20 protein-coding genes are annotated in these 21,126 nt (G+C 38.8%); 17 read left to right on the top strand and 3 right to left on the bottom strand.

Annotation, left to right across the window (positions count from 1 at the left end; translation table 11 throughout):
* Positions 1–29: 29 nt before the first annotated feature.
* Complete coding sequence (locus ADF62_RS01550) at positions 30–1,475, bottom strand: UDP-N-acetylmuramoyl-L-alanyl-D-glutamate--L-lysine ligase (RefSeq protein ID WP_048787918.1); 1,446 nt, start codon at positions 1,473–1,475, stop codon at positions 30–32.
* 94 nt (positions 1,476–1,569) lie between these two features.
* On the opposite strand from ADF62_RS01550, the gene ADF62_RS01545 reads away from it, so the two are divergent.
* The 14 genes from ADF62_RS01545 to ADF62_RS01480 all read left to right on the top strand — a co-directional run bounded on the left by ADF62_RS01545 (position 1,570) and on the right by ADF62_RS01480 (position 16,560).
* Positions 1,570–3,201 carry a putative polysaccharide biosynthesis protein gene (locus tag ADF62_RS01545; RefSeq protein WP_048787917.1) on the top strand — a complete coding sequence of 544 codons (1,632 nt, stop codon included), beginning with the start codon at positions 1,570–1,572 and terminating at the stop codon, positions 3,199–3,201.
* A gap of 116 nt (positions 3,202–3,317) precedes the next feature.
* Entirely contained in the window at positions 3,318–6,098 is a 2,781-nt protein-coding gene (locus tag ADF62_RS01540) for a cation-translocating P-type ATPase (protein ID WP_048787916.1), read from the top strand.
* Between the two features lie 293 nt (positions 6,099–6,391).
* Positions 6,392–7,486, top strand: coding sequence for a cystathionine gamma-synthase (locus ADF62_RS01535; protein ID WP_048787915.1), 1,095 nt, complete (start codon positions 6,392–6,394; stop codon positions 7,484–7,486).
* Positions 7,487–7,496: 10 nt separating this feature from the next.
* A complete protein-coding gene (locus ADF62_RS01530; RefSeq protein ID WP_048787914.1) occupies positions 7,497–8,660 on the top strand; it encodes a MalY/PatB family protein in 1,164 nt (387 codons plus the stop codon).
* A gap of 202 nt (positions 8,661–8,862) precedes the next feature.
* Positions 8,863–9,492 carry a uracil phosphoribosyltransferase gene (gene upp / locus ADF62_RS01525; RefSeq protein WP_003097908.1) on the top strand — a complete coding sequence of 210 codons (630 nt, stop codon included), beginning with the start codon at positions 8,863–8,865 and terminating at the stop codon, positions 9,490–9,492.
* Between the two features lie 184 nt (positions 9,493–9,676).
* Positions 9,677–10,267: an ATP-dependent Clp protease proteolytic subunit gene (locus ADF62_RS01520; RefSeq protein ID WP_003093117.1), complete on the top strand. Its 591-nt coding sequence runs from the start codon at positions 9,677–9,679 to the stop codon at positions 10,265–10,267.
* 86 nt (positions 10,268–10,353) lie between these two features.
* Positions 10,354–10,803: a YlbF family regulator gene (locus tag ADF62_RS01515; protein ID WP_003097905.1), complete on the top strand. Its 450-nt coding sequence runs from the start codon at positions 10,354–10,356 to the stop codon at positions 10,801–10,803.
* Positions 10,796–11,077 carry a DUF2129 domain-containing protein gene (locus tag ADF62_RS01510; RefSeq protein ID WP_003093153.1) on the top strand — a complete coding sequence of 94 codons (282 nt, stop codon included), beginning with the start codon at positions 10,796–10,798 and terminating at the stop codon, positions 11,075–11,077. Before ADF62_RS01515 ends, ADF62_RS01510 begins: the two co-directional genes overlap by 8 nt.
* A 154-nt stretch (positions 11,078–11,231) precedes the next feature.
* Positions 11,232–12,407: an ABC transporter substrate-binding protein gene (locus tag ADF62_RS01505; RefSeq protein WP_037621571.1), complete on the top strand. Its 1,176-nt coding sequence runs from the start codon at positions 11,232–11,234 to the stop codon at positions 12,405–12,407.
* 43 nt (positions 12,408–12,450) lie between these two features.
* Complete coding sequence (locus ADF62_RS01500; RefSeq protein WP_003093154.1) at positions 12,451–13,335, top strand: branched-chain amino acid ABC transporter permease; 885 nt, start codon at positions 12,451–12,453, stop codon at positions 13,333–13,335.
* A 3-nt stretch (positions 13,336–13,338) separates the two neighbouring features.
* A complete protein-coding gene (locus ADF62_RS01495; RefSeq protein WP_003097900.1) occupies positions 13,339–14,289 on the top strand; it encodes a branched-chain amino acid ABC transporter permease in 951 nt (316 codons plus the stop codon).
* Positions 14,290–14,291: 2 nt separating this feature from the next.
* Positions 14,292–15,056: an ABC transporter ATP-binding protein gene (locus ADF62_RS01490; RefSeq protein WP_003093115.1), complete on the top strand. Its 765-nt coding sequence runs from the start codon at positions 14,292–14,294 to the stop codon at positions 15,054–15,056.
* The gene (locus tag ADF62_RS01485; protein WP_003093126.1) at positions 15,056–15,766 is read left to right on the top strand and encodes an ABC transporter ATP-binding protein; all 711 of its coding nucleotides are present in this window, start codon (positions 15,056–15,058) and stop codon (positions 15,764–15,766) included. The genes ADF62_RS01490 and ADF62_RS01485 overlap by 1 nt, the downstream gene beginning before the upstream one ends.
* Positions 15,767–15,900: 134 nt before the next feature.
* Positions 15,901–16,560 (top strand): CBS and ACT domain-containing protein, encoded by a 660-nt coding sequence (locus ADF62_RS01480; RefSeq protein WP_003097896.1) that lies wholly within the window; start codon positions 15,901–15,903, stop codon positions 16,558–16,560.
* Positions 16,561–16,724: 164 nt separating this feature from the next.
* On the opposite strand, the gene cysK is transcribed toward ADF62_RS01480, so the two are convergent.
* Entirely contained in the window at positions 16,725–17,651 is a 927-nt protein-coding gene (gene cysK, locus ADF62_RS01475) for a cysteine synthase A (protein WP_048787913.1), read from the bottom strand.
* Between the two features lie 101 nt (positions 17,652–17,752).
* The gene (locus tag ADF62_RS01470) at positions 17,753–18,379 is read right to left on the bottom strand and encodes a YigZ family protein (RefSeq protein ID WP_048787912.1); all 627 of its coding nucleotides are present in this window, start codon (positions 18,377–18,379) and stop codon (positions 17,753–17,755) included.
* A 54-nt stretch (positions 18,380–18,433) separates the two neighbouring features.
* On the opposite strand from ADF62_RS01470, the gene ADF62_RS01465 reads away from it, so the two are divergent.
* From ADF62_RS01465 to hpf, 3 genes are all read left to right on the top strand, one after another.
* Positions 18,434–19,753, top strand: a complete 1,320-nt coding sequence (locus ADF62_RS01465; protein WP_003097890.1) for a DEAD/DEAH box helicase — start codon at positions 18,434–18,436, stop codon at positions 19,751–19,753.
* Positions 19,734–20,396 carry a ComF family protein gene (locus ADF62_RS01460; protein WP_048787911.1) on the top strand — a complete coding sequence of 221 codons (663 nt, stop codon included), beginning with the start codon at positions 19,734–19,736 and terminating at the stop codon, positions 20,394–20,396. Before ADF62_RS01465 ends, ADF62_RS01460 begins: the two co-directional genes overlap by 20 nt.
* 78 nt (positions 20,397–20,474) lie before the next feature.
* Entirely contained in the window at positions 20,475–21,023 is a 549-nt protein-coding gene (gene hpf / locus ADF62_RS01455; RefSeq protein ID WP_003097886.1) for a ribosome hibernation-promoting factor, HPF/YfiA family, read from the top strand.
* Positions 21,024–21,126: the final 103 nt, after the last annotated feature.

The following is a 21,126-nucleotide window of genomic DNA, read 5'->3' as shown; positions in this document are numbered from 1 at the left end:
TCATCTCAATTGGCTTTTTAAGTTATTATTTACAAATATTTTTTAGCGACTTCAATATCACCAGCATAATCAGTGCGTTTACCATTCACAATTTGAAAGGCATCAGCACCTTTACCGGCAATAACGACAGCATCCTCTGAGTCTGTAGTCTCGACCATAGCTGTTTTAATAGCTTCCTCTCGATCAACAATGATACGAACCTTGCGACTGATATGGCTAGCAATTTCTTGACAGATCGCAAGGGGATCCTCCTTGTTAGGATCATCAGCAGATAAGGTGACATCTACTTCGGGGTAAGTGTTGAGGACGTGACCAAAGTCTTTACGACGACTTTCACCTTTATTTCCAGGAGCTCCTAGAATCAAACTAATCTTACCTTTTTGGTGATCAGTTACGACTTGCAAGAGCTTGTCTAGGCTGTCACCATTGTGAGCATAGTCGACGAATACCTTAGCACCATTGGCCTGAGTGAGAATTTCCATACGGCCTGGAACGGAGGTTTGAGCAATCCCTTGTTTAATGTCTTCAAGACTGGCTCCAAGACGTAGGCAGGATAAACCAGCAGCCATGGCATTATCCTGATTAAAGTCACCAATGAGTTGGATATCGTAATCACCAGCTAGTTTACCTTTGGCTTTAAAGCTAAATCCTGAGCTATGTTTAACGGTATTTTCAGAGTCCTTACCATAGAAGTCGTGGTCTTTATCAGCGACTTCTTCAGCAACAAAACCGAAGTGATTCATACCACTATTGACAATAACTGCTCGACTATTTTCCAAGAGGAGACGCTTGTGGTAGAAGTAGTCTTCAAAGGTTGGGTGTTCAATAGGACCAATGTGGTCTGGGCTGATGTTAAGAAAGACACCGACATCAAAGATCAAACCATAGACACGCTTGGTTAGATAAGCTTGGCTTGAGACCTCCATAATCAGATGGGTCATGCCATTATCAACAGCTTCAGCCATCATACGGAAAAGGTCCAAACTCTCAGGTGTAGTTAAGTTAGACTTGAAGAAGTTTTTTCCATCCAGTGTCGTGTTCATGGTTGAGAGCATGGCAGGCTTATGACTTTGCTTAAGTATGTTAAAAGCAAAGTAAGCCGCTGTTGTCTTCCCTTTTGTCCCAGTAAAGGCTAGTAATTTTAGTTTGTCTTGAGGGTGTTGGTAGAAGGCCTGTGCAATGAGACTCATGGCTTGCTTGATATCTGAAACGATAATAGCGGGGATTCCTACTTGGTAATCTTTTTCAGTCACGTAGAAGCCTAATCCAGCTTGGACAGCACTCTTCAAAAACTCAGGTTTGAAGGCAGCTCCTTTAGCAAAAAATAGGGTAGATGGTGTGACATCACGACTGTCGTAAGAAAGATGATCAAAGGTCACACCAGTCCATGAATAGTAGTAGTTGTCTTGGTCGATAATATCTCTAAAATTATGGTCCTTTTTAAGAACCTCTAGAACTTGTTCAATAGTAATCATAGTTCCTATTTTAGCCTTAATGTTCTTGTTTTACAAGTCAGAGCCAAAAGTTTATAATTAACTAGATTGTATTTTATTATCTAGAAAGAAAGTTATGACTGAAACTAAAACTGACACACAGCAGCAACAGATGCTAAGAGGGACGGCATGGATGACAGCATCCAATATTATCAGTCGTCTCTTAGGGGCACTCTATATTATTCCTTGGTATGCTTGGATGGGCAAACAGGGCGACCAAGCCAATGCTCTCTTTGGTCAGGGGTATAATATTTATGCCCTTTTCCTTTTGATTTCGACAGCAGGGATTCCAGTCGCTATTGCCAAGCAGGTGTCAAAATATAACACGCTTGGAAAGATGGAAACGAGTTTCTTCTTGCTCAAACGTATCTTGTATTATATGATTGGGCTTGGACTGATTTTTGGTATTTTCATGTATTTTGCTTCTCCGTGGATGTCTTATCTTTCAGGGGGAGATGAAGACTTGGTTCGAGTGATGCGCAGCCTTTCTTGGGCGGTTGTTATTTTCCCATCTATGTCTGTTTTACGAGGCTTTTTCCAGGGCTTTAACAACATGAAGCCCTATGCCCTAAGTCAGATCGCAGAGCAGATTATCCGTGTTATTTGGATGCTCTTGGCGACTTTCTTCATCATGAAAATTGGTACAGGGGACTACGTGACTGCAGTTGTCCAATCGACTTTTGCCGCTTTCATCGGTATGTTGGCTAGTTATGGGGTACTTTTCTTCTATCTTTGGAAAGAAGGCAAGCTCAAGAGCCTTTTTGGTAAGCAGGCCGTTCATCCTGATATCAATCCAACTGCAATTGTTATTGAGACATTTAAGGAAGCCATTCCCTTCATTATTACTGGATCAGCGGTTCAACTTTTCCAGTTGATTGATCAATGGACCTTTATCCGTACTATGGAGAATTTTACAAGCTATAGTAATAGTCAGCTTCAGGTTCTCTATGCTTATTTGTCTTCAAACCCAAGTAAGATTACTATGATTTTGATTGCTGTTGCTATTTCTATTGCTGGGGTAGGAATCCCACTACTGACAGAAAATATGGTTAAAAAGGACCTTTGGGGAGCAGCCAAACTCATTATTAATAATCTCCAGTTACTCTTGCTCTTTATTGTACCTGCCATTGCGGGTTCAGTGATTTTGGCCAAACCATTATATACGGTCTTTTATGGAGCACCAGACAGTCAGGCTCATTTGCTCTTTGTAGCTAGTTTGATTCAAGTTATTTTCTTGGCTTTGTATAGCGTTTTAGCGCCAATGCTTCAAGCTATCTTTGAGACCCGTAAAGCTATCAATTATTTTTCGATTGGGGTGCTTGTTAAGGCCATTCTACAGCTACCATTGATTATTTTCTTAGGAGCCCTCGGTCCGGTTATTTCAACAGCTATCGGCTTAGGTGTTCCCATTGCTCTCATGTATAAGCGCCTTCACACAGTTACTCACTTTAGCCGTAAGACAGTCTTTAGAAAAGCTTTACTCATTTGTATTCTTACAATGCTCATGGCTATTCCAGTTGCTGTTTTCTATTGGTTATTCCAATTTGTCCTATCTCCAACAAGTCGTATGGGTAGTGTGATTCACTTAGTGATTGGAGGAGGTCTTGGCGTTTTAGTCTATGGAGTGCTTGCTCTTGTGACACGTATGGCTGACCAATTGCTTGGCGCACGAGCAGCTAGCCTACGTGCTAAATTACATATTAAATAGTATTTGAAACCAAGTCATGTGGCTTGGTTTTTCTTTTCAACCTTTTTTGAAAAAAGGAGTATAATAGGTGTGAAAATATGAAATCGCTTTAATGATTTAGAATCGAGGAAAGGATTATGAGTAATTCTAGACAGAAAGGTACTAAATTAGGGACCTGTTCCCCTGATCAGGTTTATCAGGTGTTGCAAACCAGTCCCCAAGGGTTAAACTCACAAGAAGTAAAAAAGAGACAAGCAACTTATGGTCCTAACCAGTTGAAAGAAAGTAAGAAAGAACCTATTTGGTTGACCTTTTTCAGGCATTTTACCAGTCTCATGGCCCTTTTATTGTGGGTTGGTGGCTTTATCGCTATGCTTTCCCATAGCCTGGAGTTGGGGATTGCTATCTGGTTGGTCAACATTATTAATGGTCTCTTTAGTTTTATTCAAGAATATAGAGCAAGTCAGGCTACGGCAGCCCTTAATAAGCTTCTTCCATCTTACACACGGGTTCTTCGGGATGGGAAAGAAGATAAGATTCTTGCTCAGGACTTGGTGCCAGGGGACTTGGTTTTCATTGAAGAAGGAGACAGTATTTCTGCAGATGGACGCTTGATTGACGTGACAGATTTGCGGGTTAATCAGTCTGCTCTTACTGGTGAGTCTAATCCTATTTATAAGTCAAATCAAGCGGATTTAGATCCTGAAAAAGCCGAGTTAGAATATGACAATATGGTGTTTGCTGGAACTACAGTTTCTTCTGGTTCTGGGCATTTTATAGTATCTGCTATCGGGATGAAAACTGAGTTTGGACAGATTGCGGATTTGACACAGAATTTTGCTCAGGGAAAGAGTCCCCTTCAGAAAGAATTAGACCATTTAACTAAACAGATTTCAGTTATTGCGGTGTCTGTGGGTCTCTTCTTTATGGTGGCAGCGACTCTATTTGTCCACCAACCTTTGTCCCAAGCTTTTATCTTTGCCCTGGGTATGATTGTTGCCTTTATTCCTGAGGGGCTTCTTCCCACAGTTACCCTATCTCTAGCCATGGCTGTTCAGCGTATGGCTAAGGATCATGCTTTAGTGAAGAAATTATCTTCGGTTGAGACTCTTGGAGCCACCTCTGTTATTTGTTCAGATAAAACGGGAACCTTAACTCAAAATGCCATGACAGTAAATCATTTATGGACTTTGTCAGGGAATTATGAGGTAACTGGGCTTGGTTACGCACCAGAAGGGCATATTGAGAAGGAAGGACAATCCGTTCTTCTTAAAGATAATAACCTTCTGAATCGTCTGGTTCGCTTTTCTCATTTGGCTAGTAATGCTCAAGTGGTTTCTCCAAGTGCTGACAGTCCCAATTATACGGTTTTGGGAGACCCGACTGAAGCTTGTCTTAATGTTTTAGCTGAAAAAGCAGGGATTAATTTAAACGAAAATCACATTTGGGCTCCTCGTATCAAAGAAATTCCCTTTGATTCTGATCGTAAACGAATGACAACGGTACATAGTCTCGAAAAAAGTCTGGATGGCAGTCACCATATTTCTATCACTAAGGGTGCACCTAAAGAAGTGATGGAACTTTGCTCAGACTATTCTGATGGTCAAGGGGCAATCAAATCTATGACCACTACAGAACGTCAAGCTATTCTTGCTGCTAACGACCAATTTGCTCGTGACGGCTTGCGTGTTTTAGCTGTCGCTTATAGACCCTTAGAAAGTGAGCATATTGGAGAAGACAAGTGGAATATGCAGACCTTGGAGGATAATATGGTCTTTCTAGGCTTGGTGGCCATGAGTGATCCGCCACGTCAGGGTGTTCGTGAAGCCATTGAAAAATGTCACAGAGCTAGTATTCGTATAATCATGGTGACAGGTGACTATGGTTTGACAGCTCTCAGTATTGCCAAGAAAATCGGAATTGTACAAGGGGATGACGCACGTGTTGTTTCAGGACTTGAACTAGCTGGTATGGATGATGACCAGCTCAAAGAAGTGCTTAAAGGGGAGGTTGTTTTTGCTCGTGTGGCTCCTGAACAAAAATACCGTGTGGTAAATGCACTTCAGGAACTTGGCGAAGTCGTCGCTGTTACTGGTGATGGAGTAAATGATGCCCCTGCTCTGAAAAAGGCTGATATCGGAGTAGCTATGGGAATATCTGGGACTGATGTAGCTAAGGAATCTGCTGATATGATTTTAACGGATGATCACTTTGCTTCTATTGTCCATGCTGTTGAAGAAGGACGTGCCGTTTATCGAAATATTCAAAAATTCTTAACCTATATTTTTAATTCCAATACTCCAGAAGCTGTACCCTCTGCCTTCTTCTTGTTTTCTCTGGGACGCATTCCTCTTCCTTTAACCGTTATGCAAATCCTAGCTATTGACTTAGGAACAGATATGGTACCTGCTTTGGGATTGGGGGTTGAACCACCTGAAGAAGGAGTGATGGATAAGCCACCAAGACGCCTATCAGATAGACTGCTCAATCGACAATTGTTGATTAAGGCTTTTGTCTGGTATGGACTGATTGAAGCAGCCTTAGCTATGGGGGCTTTCTTCCTTAATTATTGGGTTAATCAAGGTAACTTAAACCATTTGGCTAGCTCAGGTCCTCTCTACCGAGAGGCAACCACAATGACCTTAGGTGCTATTATCTTTACCCAAATTGGTATGGCTATGAATAGTCGCAAAGGTAGAGGATCTATTTTCCAAATCAAACCATTTGCAAATAAGATTATTAGTCTGGGGATTGTCTTAGAAATCATTCTCTTTATTATCCTGTCTTATGTGCCTTTCTTCCACACGCTATTTAACACTGCGCCTATTGGACTTGATGATTGGCTCTATTTACTCGCTTGTCCGTTTGTTATTATGGCTTTGGAAGAAATTAGATATCGCTTATTTGATAAAAAGTAAGTCAGTGGCTAACCTCAGATTGAAGCAAGACTTTTAAATCATTTCCTAGTGCTTGAAACTATAATGTTTTAGGCACTTTTTGACGTTTGAAAACTTATTTTCGACATTCTCAAAAATTGGGCTTATTTTAAATTATAGCCAGTAGCTATCTGTATTTTTAGGTTATAGAAATAAACTATAACTAACTATCAAGAATCCGTATGATGAACTTACCATTATTTTCAGAAAATAGTGATAAAATAGAGGTCATAGATATGGAGTATATCCACTTTACCATGTAGAAAGGGCATATTATGACACAAGAATATCAATTAGAAACCATTTTGGCACACGCAGGAATCAATTCGGATGAAGCAACAGGAGCCTTGGCTTCACCAATTCATTTTTCAACAACTTACCAACATCCAGAATTTGGCCATTCTACTGGTTTTGACTATACACGAACTAAAAACCCAACACGCGCAACAGTGGAAAAAACACTTGCAGCTATTGAAAAAGCAGATTATGCTATTGCGACAAGTTCAGGGATGAGCGCCATTGTTTTGGCCTTTGAAATTTTCCCGGTAGGCAGTAAGGTTGTAGCTGCGCGTGACCTTTACGGAGGTTCTTTCCGTTGGTTTAATGACAAGGAAAAAGAAGGTCGTTTCTTTTTTGAATACACTAATACAGAAGACGAGATGATTGCGGCCATCACTGATGATACTGATATTGTCTACATCGAAACACCGACAAACCCACTTATGATTGAGTTTGACATTGAAAAAGTGGCAAAAATTGCTCATGATAAGGGTGCAGTGGTTATTGTTGATAATACTTTCTATAGCCCAATCTATCAAACACCGATTACTCAAGGTGCTGATATCGTTGTTCATTCAGCTACTAAATACCTATCAGGTCATAATGATGTTTTGGCTGGTGTTGTTGTGACTAGCAACCAAGAATTTTACGATAAACTTTATTATAACCTCAATACTACGGGTCCTACCTTATCACCATTTGATAGCTATATGCTCATGCGTGGTCTTAAGACCTTAAAACTTCGTATGGAAGCGTCGACAGCTAATGCCCAAGAAGTTGTAGCTTTCTTAGAAAAGTCACCGGCTGTTAAGGAAGTTCTCTATCCAGGCAAGGGTGGGATGATTTCCTTCAAAGTGGCTGATCAAGACAAGATTCCAACCATTATCAATTCTCTAAAGGTCTTTACCTTTGCGGAGAGCCTAGGTGGTGTCGAAAGCTTGATTACCTACCCAACGACACAAACTCACGCAGATATTCCAAGTGAAGTGCGTGCTTCCTATGGTTTGACAGACGACTTGCTTCGTCTTTCAATTGGTATTGAAGCAGCACAAGATTTGATTGCTGACTTGGAAAATGCCCTTAGTCTTTAAGGAGTTATCTATGACACGTTATGATTTTACAACACAACCAGATCGCTTAAATCAAAACACTATGAAATGGCACGAAGCCGAAAGTGATCCAGAACTACTTGAGCTTTGGGTTGCTGACATGGACTTCTTACCTGTTCCTGAAATTAGAGATGCGGTCATCAACTATGCTGAAACGCATATCTTTGGTTACCCTTATCCAAGTGATGAGCTTTACCAATCCATCATAGATTGGGAAAAAAATCAACATGGTTACGTCGTTGATAAAGAGAGTATTGTGCTTATTGAAGGGGTTGTCCCAGCTATTTCAACAGCTATTCAAGCCTTTACGAAAGAAGGCGATGCTGTTCTCATTAATACACCAGTTTATCCGCCTTTTGCTCGTTCTGTCCGCTTGAATAATCGCAAGTTGATTGAGAATAGTCTTGTTAAGGTTAACGGGCATTTTGAAATTGATTTTGAGCAATTGGAACGTGATATTGTAGGCGATGATGTAAAACTCTATGTCTTCTGTAGTCCACATAATCCAGGTGGTCGTGTCTGGACTAAGGAAGAATTGACCAAGGTAGCAGACCTTTGCCAGAAACATGGTGTTCTCTTGGTATCTGATGAAATCCATCAAGACTTGGCCTTGTATGGCAATAAGCATATCTCTCTAAATACAATTTCAGACGCCTATAAGGATTTCACTTTGGTCCTTAGTTCAGCGACAAAAACCTTTAATATTGCTGGTACCAAGAATAGTTTTACCATCATTGAAAATGAAGACTTGCGTAAGTCCTTTAAACAAAAACAATTGGCTAATAATCAACATGAAATTCCAACCATTGGTTTGATTACAACCCAAGCTGCCTTTACCTACGGTCAACCTTGGCTAGAGGAATTGAAGACAGTTTTTGAAACTAATATTGACCTTTTAACTAAGGAGCTTAGTGAAAAGACTAATATCGAAGTTATGAAACCTGAGGGAACTTATTTGGTCTGGCTTGATTTTTCAGCTTATAATCAAGATCATAATGAACTTGGACGTTTGCTTAAAGAAGAAGCTAAGGTAGTGCTAAATGACGGTATTACTTTTGGTTCCGAAGGAGAAAAACATTTTCGATTTAACGTAGCTACGCCAACTAAAGTTGTTGCTGAAGGTGTGAAACGTTTGGTTTCTGTCTTTGGAAATTAGTCAAAACCACCCGTGAGAACGGGTGGTTTTGACTGCGGCTATTGGTAGCTTAGCAGTTCTTGGCTATGGTTTAGTAACAGGTAAGATTCATCTATCTAAAAATAAAATCGGATCCTTTCCAAAAACGTTTGTAATTAAAGCAAGCGTTTTTTTTGTGTTTTTGATATAATGGAGTGAATATAAAGCAAAGGAAGAAACTATTATGGGTAAATTTCAAGTTATTTCACATCCATTGATTCAACATAAACTCTCAATCTTACGTCGTGAGGATACCTCTACTAAGGACTTCCGTGAGTTGGTTGATGAAATCGCTATGCTTATGGGTTATGAAGTATCGCGTGATCTCCCTCTTGAAGAGGTTGAAATTCAAACACCAATTACAAAAACAGTTCAAAAACAACTTTCTGGTAAAAAATTGGCAATTGTTCCAATCCTTCGTGCGGGTATTGGTATGGTCGATGGTTTGCTTAGCCTCGTACCTGCAGCAAAAGTTGGTCATATTGGTATGTACCGTGATGAAGAAACACTTGAGCCAGTTGAGTACTTGGTTAAATTGCCGGAAGATATTGATCAACGTCAGATTTTTGTAGTGGACCCAATGCTTGCAACTGGTGGTTCAGCAATTTTGGCGGTGGATTCACTAAAAAAACGTGGAGCAGCTAATATCAAGTTTGTATGTTTAGTTGCCGCACCAGAAGGTGTAAAAAAATTGCAAGATGCTCACCCAGATATTGATATATACACAGCATCTTTGGATGAGAAACTTAATGAGAATGGTTATATTGTTCCAGGTCTTGGAGATGCAGGTGACCGTCTGTTTGGTACAAAATAAGTTGAAAAGGGAAAATTTCCCTTTTTTTAATAGGGTAATGACTTAGGAAAATCTTAATAATAACCTGTTTTTTTACTTATTTAGCACTCTTTTTAAATGAGTGCTAATAAAAATGTTTTTTATTTGACCTAATTTGACTAAAATCATATAATAACATCAAGACAATATTAAAAGGAGAATTCATATGATTCCTGTAGTTATTGAACAAACATCACGTGGTGAACGTTCTTATGACATTTACTCACGTTTGCTCAAGGATCGTATTATCATGTTAACAGGTCCTGTAGAAGATAATATGGCAAACTCAATTATCGCTCAACTCTTGTTCTTAGATGCCCAAGACAATACAAAAGATATCTATCTTTATGTTAATACACCTGGTGGGTCAGTTTCAGCAGGTCTTGCCATTGTCGATACAATGAACTTCATCAAGTCTGATGTTCAAACCATCGTTATGGGTATGGCAGCATCAATGGGTACAATTATCGCTTCAAGCGGTACTAAAGGTAAACGTTTCATGTTGCCAAATGCAGAATACATGATTCACCAACCAATGGGTGGTACTGGTGGCGGTACGCAACAAACAGATATGGCCATCGCAGCTGAACACTTGCTCAAGACTCGTAATAACTTGGAGCAAATCTTGGCTGATAATTCTGGTCAGTCAATTGAAAAAGTTCATGTTGATGCTGAACGTGATAATTGGATGAGTGCCCAAGAAACACTTGAATATGGCTTCATTGATGAAATCATGACCAACAACCAATTAAAATAAGCCTAGCTTATCTAAGATAAAAGTCAGATGCTAATCGGTTTATATAAGAACCGTTTCATCTGACTTTTTGTGTTATAATAGGAAACATGTTAATAATCAATGAGGAGCTACTTGCTATTGATCAAGCAATAGACAGTCTTGTTTTACATTTTCTAAGACTGCCAGAAGTAGAAAATTACCGTTTAAAACGGCAGAAATTAGAAAATACCAGAGAACTTCAAGAGCTACTTTTGGAATTTCAGGAATTAAAGGAAAGCTATGATAAGGCTAAGGAGTATGAGTCTTTTAGACCAGATGTGAGAGACTTGAAACGTCAGGTTTTGCGAATGAAGCGCCAAATTGATCTAAACGAGGTGATTATAGGCTATCGTCAGGCGGAGTTCGATTTGCAGATAATACTAGCTTCACTTGGCGAGGAGGTTGCTCAAGCTATCTCAAATCAGATTTTCATTGATACTGGGCTACCTCTTGCACCTCATAAACCTCATCATAAAAAGGGTGATACTAACATAAAGGAGAAGATGAGTCATGATTAAGCGTCAAGGAATTATTGTTTATTTATACTATAATAGAGACTTACGTAAAATTGCCAAGTTTGGCGATGTTATCTACCATTCTTATAAGATGCGTTATGTGCACCTTTATGTAGATCAAGACAGGGTTAAGGACATCTTGACAGAGCTTGAAGGAATGAAGGCGGTCAAAAAAGTTCTTCCTTCTTATTATTCTGATATTGATATGGATTTTGTAGGTAGTCTGGAACGCTACGACACCTCTGTCCCTGAACATTTTAAAAACTTTTCTCTTTAGCTAGGAGAAAAGTTTTTTATTCTTAAAGTGTTATTTTAAAAGCAATGGAAACGATTACTGTGGTTGAAGCTTGGTTATGTGTAGTTGACAATTGTCTGATAATTCTGTAATCTATAAAGTGGACTTTTTTAAGAAAATATTAAGGAGAAATCTTATGTCTAAAAAGATCACACTTATTGTGTTAGCCTTTTTTGCTTCCATTTTCTTGGTTGCCTGTGGCAAGTCACCAGATGTGACTGCTAATGCCAAAGGTACTAAGATTGGGGATACAATCAAAATTGGTGTTAACATGGAGTTGACAGGTGCTGTTGCGGCCTATGGTAAGGCAGAGCAGAATGGTATTAAGTTGGCTGTTGATGAAATTAATAAAGCAGGTGGCGTCGATGGCAAGAAACTTGAGCTTGTCACAAAAGATAATAAATCTGAAAACGCTGAAGCTTCAACATCCTCAACAAACTTGGCTATTCAGAGTAATGTAAATGCTATAGTTGGTCCAGCGACATCAGGTGCTGTCGCTGCGGCTAGCCTCGTCTCACAAAAAACAGGGGTTCCTTTGCTGACACCTTCAGGTACGCAGGATGACCTTACGGTAGATACTAACGGAGCTAAGAAATTTGTTTTCCGTACAACCTTTAAGGACAGCTACCAAGGTAAAGTTTTGGCAGCTTATTCTTACAGTAATTTGAATGCTAAGAAAGTAGTTCTCTACTATGATAATGCCTCAGACTATGCCAAAGGTATTGCAGACGAGTTTAAACGCGAATATAAGGGGCAAATTGTTACTGAGGCTACCTTTGCGTCAGGTGACAAGGACTATCAGTCAGCTTTGACTAAATTTAAAGACCTTGACTATGATGCGATTGTAATGCCTGGTTACTATACTGAGACTGGTATTATCACTAAACAAGCACGTGACCTTGGAATTGATAAACCAATCCTTGGACCTGATGGGTTCAGTGATGCGAAATTTACTGAGCTTGCAGGTAAAAAGAATGCTTCAAACGTCTACTATGTATCAGGATATTCAACAAATGTTGCTCTTTCTGACAAGGCATCAGGTTTCATTGAAGCATATAAGAAAGCTTACAACACTGAACCAAATATGTTTGCTGCTCTAGCTTACGATTCTGTTTATATGATTGCAGAAGCATCAAAAGATACGAAAACTTCAGTTGATATTGCCGATAACTTAGCACATTTGAAAAACTTTGTCGGGGTTACTGGTAAAATGACGATTGATAAGGATCATAACCCTATTAAAGCAGCTCTTATGGTTAAAAGAGATAATGGTGAAGAAGTTTCAGCGGAAGCCGTTGAAATTGAAAAATAATCTGTTATCTATACTGAAAATGAACTAGAAAGTTTGGTTATATATGTTTTTTGAACAACTTCCCCAACAACTAGTCAATGGTATTATCTTGGGTAGTATCTATGCCCTACTTGCCCTTGGATATACCATGGTTTATGGGATTATCAAATTGATTAACTTTGCCCATGGAGACATCTATATGATGGGTGCCTTCGTTGGTTACTATGCGATTAACAGCTTGAAGATGAACTTCTGGATTGCCCTTGTGTTTTCTATGATTGTCTGTGCAATTTTAGGGGTAGTTATTGAATTCTTGGCTTATCGTCCACTCCGTAATTCAACACGTATTTCTGCCTTGATAACGGCCATTGGTGTGTCATTCTTTCTTGAGTACATCATGGTTTACTTTGTAGGTGCAGATACACGTTCATTCCCACAATCAATCAAGATGCATACTTATCATCTTGGGTCAATTTCTGTGACAAATGTGCAGTTGCTCATTTTGGTAGTTGCTCTTGTACTTATGGTTGCTCTTCAGTTGATCGTTAAGAAGACTAAGATGGGTAAAGCTATGCGTGCTGTATCTGTAGATAGCGACGCAGCAGAGTTGATGGGTATTAATGTTAATAATACGATTAGTTTCACTTTTGCTCTTGGATCATCACTTGCAGGGGCTGCCGGTGTCCTCATTGGTCTTTACTATAACTCAATTGAACCTCTTATGGGGATGACTCCGGGTATTAAAGCTTTTGTTGCCGCTGTTCTTGGTGGTATCGGTATTATTCCTGGTGCAGCACTCGGTGGTTTTGTTATCGGTATTTTAGAGACTTTGTCAACTGCAATTGGTTTATCAAGTTACCGTGATGCCATTGTTTATGGTGTCTTGATAGTTATCCTCTTGCTTCGTCCAGCGGGTATTCTCGGTAAAAATGTGAAAGAGAAGGTGTAAGACATGAAAAAAAATCTAAAAGTAAACCTTATTTGGTTTGGTCTTATCATTGGACTCTTCCTTATCTTGAAAGGTCTTGAACTTTCAGGTATTATGAATCTTTACTACATCCAAATCTTAATGGGAATTGGGATTTCAATCCTTATGGGACTTGGTACTAACTTAGTTCTTGGTTTCTCCGGACAATTTACACTTGGACAAGCCGGTTTCATGGCAATCGGTGCGTACTCATCAGCTATCATCACTGGCATGATGCCAACTTATGATGGTTTCTACCTCTCAATGGTTGTAGGTGTCATCATCGCAGCTGTCGTTGCCCTTATTTTTGGTATACCTACCCTTCGTTTGAAAGGTGACTATCTTGCTATTGCAACTCTCGGTATGGCTGAAATTATCCGTATCATTATCGTTAATGGTGGTGAATTGACCAATGGTGCCGCTGGTTTGACTGGAATTCTTCCTTATACAAGCTGGCCTGTCATCTATTTCTTTGTAGTTATCATTACAATCTTGGTACTCAATTTCTTGCGTTCAGCAACTGGTCGCCAAGCAATCACTCTTCGTGAAGATGAAATTGCTGCAGAGTCAATGGGTGTCAATGTTACAAAAATGAAGGTTATTATATTCGTTATCGGTGCCATGATTTCAGCGATTGCTGGTTCACTTTATGTCAGCTATATCGGGACTGTCGTGCCAAAAGACTTCACAATCATGAAGTCAATTGATTACCTTATCATTGCCGTTCTTGGAGGTCTTGGATCAATTACAGGTACTATCATTGCTGCTGTTGTTCTTGGTATTATCAACATGTTCCTCCAAAACGTTTCAAACCTTCGTATGATTATTTACGCCTTGGCTTTGATTCTTGTAATGCTCTTCCGTCCAGGTGGGCTTCTTGGAACAAAAGAACTCTATCTCTCAAAATTCTTCAATAAATCTAAGGAGGGCAAATAAAAATGGCACTTCTTGAAGTTAAAAATTTAACTAAAAACTTTGGTGGTTTGACTGCTGTTGGTGACGTTTCAATGGAACTCAATGAAGGTGAGTTGGTTGGGCTTATCGGGCCAAACGGTGCTGGTAAAACAACCTTGTTCAACCTTTTGACTGGTGTCTATGAGCCAAGTGAAGGGACTGTAACGCTTGATGGTACAGTTCTCAACGGTAAAGCACCTTATAAAATCGCTTCACTCGGTTTGTCACGTACTTTCCAAAATATCCGCCTTTTCAAAGACATGACTGTACTTGAAAATGTTCTTGTTGGTTTATCAAATAAGCAACCTTCAAACTTCTTCGCATCACTTTTACGTTTGCCTAAGTACTATTCAAGTGAGGACGAGTTGAAAGACAAAGCTATGAAACTTTTGGCTATCTTTAACTTGGATGATGAGGCAGATACACTTGCGAAAAACTTGGCTTATGGACAACAACGTCACTTGGAAATTGTTCGTGCACTTGCAACGGAACCTAAAATTCTTTTCCTTGATGAACCAGCTGCGGGTATGAACCCACAAGAAACAGCTGAGTTGACTGCCCATATTCGTCAAATTCAAAAAGACTTTGGTATTACAATTATCTTGATTGAGCATGATATGAGTTTGGTTATGGATGTCACTGAGCGTATCTATGTTTTAGAATATGGACGCTTGATTGCAGAAGGAACACCTGATGAAATTAAGAATAACAAGCGTGTTATCGAAGCTTACTTGGGAGGTGAAGCGTAATGGCTATGTTAAAGGTTGAAAATCTCTCAATTAAATATGGTTCTATTGAGGCTGTTAAAAACGTTAGCTTTGAGGTTAATGAAGGTGAAGTTGTAACTCTTATCGGAGCCAATGGAGCAGGTAAAACATCTATTCTTCGTACAATCTCAGGTCTTGTTCGTCCAACTGAAGGAATTATTTCTTACCTTGGAAATGACATTCACAAAACACCAGCTCGAAAGATTGTTGCAGAAGGTTTGGCACAAGTGCCTGAAGGACGTCACGTCTTTGCAGGATTAACCGTAATGGAAAATCTTGAAATGGGTGCTTTCCTTCATAAAAATAAAGAAGAAAATACAACTCTATTGAAAAAAGTCTTCCAACGTTTCCCACGTCTAGAAGAGCGTAAGAATCAAGACGCCGCAACACTTTCTGGTGGTGAGCAACAGATGTTGGCGATGGGTCGTGCCCTTATGAGTCGTCCGAAACTTTTGCTTTTGGATGAGCCTTCAATGGGGCTTGCTCCAATCTTTATTCAAGAAATTTTTGATATTATCGAAGATATCAAGGCGCAAGGAACTACAGTTCTTTTGATTGAACAAAATGCCAATAAGGCTTTATCAATTGCGGATCGAGGTTACGTTCTTGAAACTGGTAAAGTGGTTCTTTCAGGTACTGGTAAAGAACTTCTTGCATCAGACGAAGTTCGTAAAGCCTATCTTGGAGGATAAGAAAAAGCGCCCAAGGGCGTTTTTCTATAGCCTCATACTGATTGTAAGGTACTAATTTTTCAGCAAAATAATGCAATCGGTTTCAATTAGTGTGGTATAATACAAGTAAGAAATCATTCGGAGGAAAATGAAACATGGCAGTAAAAGATTTTATGACGAAACGTGTAGTTTATGTCTCACCAGAAACAACAGTTGCAGCAGCTACAGACATTATGCGTGACAAAGGTTTGCGCCGTTTGCCAGTAATTGAACACGATAAATTGGTTGGTCTTATTACAGAAGGTACAATGGCGGAGGCTTCACCATCAAAAGCAACTAGCTTGTCCATTTATGAAATGAACTATCTCCTTAATAAGACAAAAGTAGGAGATATCATGATTAAGAATGTCCTTACTGTTTCCAAATATGCTAGCCTTGAGGATGCTATCTACATTATGCTGCAAAACAAGGTTGGAGTTCTTCCAGTAGTAGACAATGACCAAATTTCTGGAATTATTACAGATAAAGATGTCTTTCGTGCTTTCTTGGAAATTTCTGGTTATGGTCAAGCCGGAATCCGTATTGGGCTTGAAGTCTTAGACACACCACGTATCCTAGAAAAAATTGCCAACCTCATTTCTAGTGAAAATCTCAACATTGAACGTACAATTGTTGCACCAAAAACTGATACCGTGCTTCGCGTCGAACTACAAGTTGAAGGGGATGTAGAACCAGAATACCTTAAAAAAGTTTTTGTAGAAGCAGGGTTTACAGTTGTTGAAATTGCTGAAACAGAAGCAAAAGAATTAGACTAATAAGAAAAGGAGTCAAGACTAAACGAGTTTATTTCGGTGTCCTACTCCTATAGGTCAGTATATTAACAACAGGTTGTTTTTTCTATTGGAACGATCAGCATCTGGCTATAAGTTTTTAACAACAAAAAAGAAGCTAGAACATTAAATGTTCAGCTTCTTTTTTGTTAGTTTTGGAAATCATAAAGTGTTGTAGAAAGGTAACGTTCACCATTATCAGGCAAAAGTGTCAATACTTTTTTACCTTCGCCGAGTTCAGCAGCAACTTTAAGAGCAGCAGCAATAGCAGCACCTGATGAGATACCAGCTAGGAAACCTTCCTTGCTACCCAATGTACGTGATGTTGAGATAGCCTCATCAGAAGGAATACGTACAACGCTATCATATGATTTTGTATCCAATGTGTCAGGGATAAAGCCGGTTGAGATACCTTGGATTTTGTGTGGTCCTGGTTTATCACCGTTCAAGACAGCAGATTCGTCAGCTTCAATACCATAAACTTTGATGTTTGGGTTAGCAGCTTTCAGAGTTTTAGAAACACCCGAAATAGTACCACCGGTACCGATACCAGCTACGAATGCATCCAAACCATCTGCCCCAAAATCTTCCAGAATTTCTTGACCGGTTGTGGCAGCATGAACAGCAGGGTTTGATGGGTTAGCAAATTGGAGTGGCACCCAACCATTGCGCTCAGCAGCAACTTCTTTAGCCTTAGCGATAGCACCTTTCATTCCTTCGCTACCAGGAGTCAAAACAAGTTCAGCACCGTAGGCTTGGATGATTTTACGACGTTCAACACTCATTGTGTCAGGCATTACGATGACTACCTTGTAACCTTTAGCAGCACCAACCCAAGCGAGACCGATACCGGTATTACCTGAAGTTGGTTCAATAATAGTATTACCAGGTTTAATCGTACCAGCTTTTTCAGCGTCTTCAATCATACGAAGAGCAATACGGTCTTTAACTGAAGAACCAGGATTAAATGCTTCGAGTTTAACATAAACATCTGCTGATCCTTCTGGAACAATAGAATTGAGTTTAATAACAGGTGTTTTTCCAACAAGTTCAGTGATTGAATTGTAAATTGCCATATTTAAAATCCTCTTAATCTTTGATTGATGGTTTTAAGTATACGACGGTAGAACTAACTTGTAAAATACATCTTCTTTATCACTGTGATAATGTTTGACTATCAGACAGGAATCTCAACAATCTTCTTTCCAGATTTTTCATAATTAACTTTTCCCTGATAGAACTCAGTGAGCTCTTGACCGAGTCTTTCAATCTCAGACTCTTCAACAAACAAAGTGGTAGAAACTTCTGATAAGAAAGTTGTATCAAATTCTTGGAGACCTTCTTTTTCAAGGAAGTTAGAGAAAACTTGGTATTGAGAGTAGGTCAACTTTACAATTAGGCCCGCTAACTCTTTGATTTCCACTCGTCCAATTTCTTCGATTGCATGGGTAACACTACCAGAGTAAGCGCGTATAAGACCACCTGCCCCAAGTTTGATTCCACCAAAATAGCGAGTCACAACTGCTACGACATTAGTAAGTCCTTGTTTTTCTAGAACAGTAAGCATGGGCACCCCAGCGGTTCCAGAAGGTTCGCCATCATCACTAGAACGCTTAATTTGACCATCGTCTCCGACAATCATTGCAGAGCAAGAGTGATTGGCCTTGTGATGTTTTTTCTTAATCTGGGCGATATACTCTCTCCCTTCTTCTTCATTACTAATGCATTTCAAATGACAAATGAAACGAGATTTTTTGATTTCTTTTTCAACGATTCCATCGTTGGCAATTGTTTTGTAATCCATAAAAAAATTTTATCATAAAAAGGTAAATTCAAACATATTTTCGAATAGAAAGATATGATACCTAAAGAATATTATGGACGACTATTTACGAAAGCACAGTTACCAGTGGACTATCTCTCAGAGGCTGTAAAATTAGAAAGTATGATAAAGGTTGATAAAAAACTTAGATGTAAAAGATGTTATAGTCAAATAGAGGAAGATTGGCAATTACCGAATGGTCAGTATTATTGTAGAGCGTGTATTGTCTTTGGTCGAAACCAAGAAGGTAAAGAACTCTATTACTTTCCTTCAGAAAAATCAGAAGTAGATTTTCCTGTCTTGAAATGGTTAGGAAAACTGACTCCTTATCAAAATGAGGTCTCGGAAAAGCTTTTAAAGACTTATAAAAACAAAAAACACAGTCTTGTTCATGCAGTGACTGGTGCTGGTAAGACAGAGATGATTTATAAGATTGTTGCCTATGTTCTTGAAAATAAAAATCGTGTCGCCATTGCAAGTCCCCGAGTTGATGTTTGTCGAGAATTGTTTCTACGTATGCAGAAAGATTTTACTTGTAGTATTTCTCTGCTTCATGCTGATAGTGAACCATATGATGGTAGTCCGCTCGTTATAGCTACCACTCATCAATTACTAAAATTTTATCATAGTTTTGACTTGATTATTGTTGACGAAGTTGATGCCTTCCCCTTTGTAGGGAATGTCATGTTAAATCATGCTGTTAAACAAGCAAAGACGGAAACAGGTCGATATATTTACTTAACAGCAACTTCTACATTAGCTTTAGAGGAGCAAGTTCGCCTTGGAGCTTTAGAAAAGCATCACCTTGCCAGACGCTTCCATGGAAATCCTTTAGTCCTTCCTCGTTTCTTTTGGCAAGGAAGGTTACAAAAGTCGTTGACGAACGGCAAGCTCCCAAGCCTTCTAATTCACCAGATTAAGAAGCAGCGTAAATCAAATTTTCCTCTATTAATCTTTTTTCCCAATATAGCAGTAGGTGAAAAGTTTAGTATTACCCTAAAAAAATACCTCCCTACTGAAAACATAGCCTTTGTTTCATCAAAAAGTGAGGAGCGTTCAACCATCGTAGAGAAATTCCGAAAAAAAGAACTGTCAATCTTAGTGACAACAACTATTCTCGAACGTGGTGTTACCTTTCCACAAGTAGATGTTTTTGTTTGTATGGCAAATCATCACTTATATACTAGTTCGAGTCTTATTCAGATTGGTGGTAGGGTGGGGCGTTCGCCCGAGAGACCTACAGGGAAACTCTATTTCTTTCATGAAGGATTATCTAAATCAATGTTGCAATGTCGGAAAGAAATAAATGCAATGAATAAAAAAGGAGGCTTTGAAAATGAAGTGTCTACTATGTAATGAATGGATTGAATCAGTAGCTCAATTAAGTGATTTAATTATGTTTAAACAAAGAAGAGAGTATTCTTGTGAAGATTGTAAAGGTCAATTTAAAAAGCTTGGGAAGGCGAGATGTTCAAATTGTTATAAAATAATAGATGGAAATAGTTGCATTGATTGCAAAATTTGGGCGAAAAAAGGCTATATTCCAAAACATTTTGCCATTTATTGTTATGAAGAAAATATTAAAGAGTATTTTAGTCGCTATAAATTTATGGGAGATTATTGCCTTAGAAAAATATTTCAACAAGAAATTAAAGCCAATTTAAAGCCTTTTTTAAAGAAAGGTTATATCTTAGTACCTGTCCCCTTGTCGGAAGAACGGCTGGAAGATAGAGGATTCAATCAAGTTAAAGGATTACTAGAGGGAATCCCCTATAAAAACATTTTTGAAAAAAGAGACATCGAGAAGCAATCCTCGAGAACACGCGAAGAGAGGTTAAGTCAAGATAATCCTTTCAGTTTGAAGAAAGGTATTGAGCTGCCAAGTAAGATCATCATAATCGATGATATTTACACAACAGGATCTACCCTGTATCAAATGGTCAAACTATTGGATGACTTAGATGTCAAAGAAGTTTTGACCTTTTCCTTAGCTAGATAATAAAAACCCTTGCAAATTTTCATGAAAAGGATATAATAAAGATAAAGAAAACGCTAACAAGCGAGAAAGAGGTCTTTTATGATTAAATATAGTATCCGTGGCGAAAACATCGAAGTAACTGAAGCACTTCGTGACTATGTTGAAAGTAAACTTAGCAAAGTTGAAAAATACTTCAACGAAGACCAAGAACTACATGCACGTGTAAATCTTAAGGTTTATCGCGAAAAGACAGCTAAAGTAGAAGTTACTATCCCTACAGGTTCTGTAACACTACGTGCAGAAGATGTTTCACAAGATATGTATGGTTCTATTGACTTAGTGGTCGATAAGATTGAAAGACAAATCCGTAAAAACAAAACAAAAATTGCACGTAAGCATCGTGAGAAAGTTTCAAGAGGTGAAGTGTTCTCAGCTGAATTTAATAAAGAAGAAATTGAAGAAGCACCAACTGTTGAAGTTGTAAGAACTAAAAATATTGAGTTGAAACCAATGGATGTTGAAGAAGCAATTCTTCAAATGGAGTTGTTGGGACATGATTTCTTTATCTATACTGATAGCAAAGATCATATGACTAACGTACTGTATAAGCGTGAAGATGGTAACTATGGCTTGATTGAAGCAAAATAATAAGCAGGTTTATACCCTGCTTATTATTTTTTAAAAAATATCTTGACAGCTATCCAAAAGGGTGCTAAGATATAAAAGTTGTCTTAAGTGATTTGTCTCTAAC

This window comes from Streptococcus sp. 1004_SSPC (genome assembly GCF_001069025.1).
Classification (GTDB): Bacteria; Bacillota; Bacilli; order Lactobacillales; family Streptococcaceae; genus Streptococcus; species Streptococcus vestibularis.
Note: the sequence above shows the minus strand (reverse complement) of the source record. Positions and strands in the feature narration are given on the sequence as shown.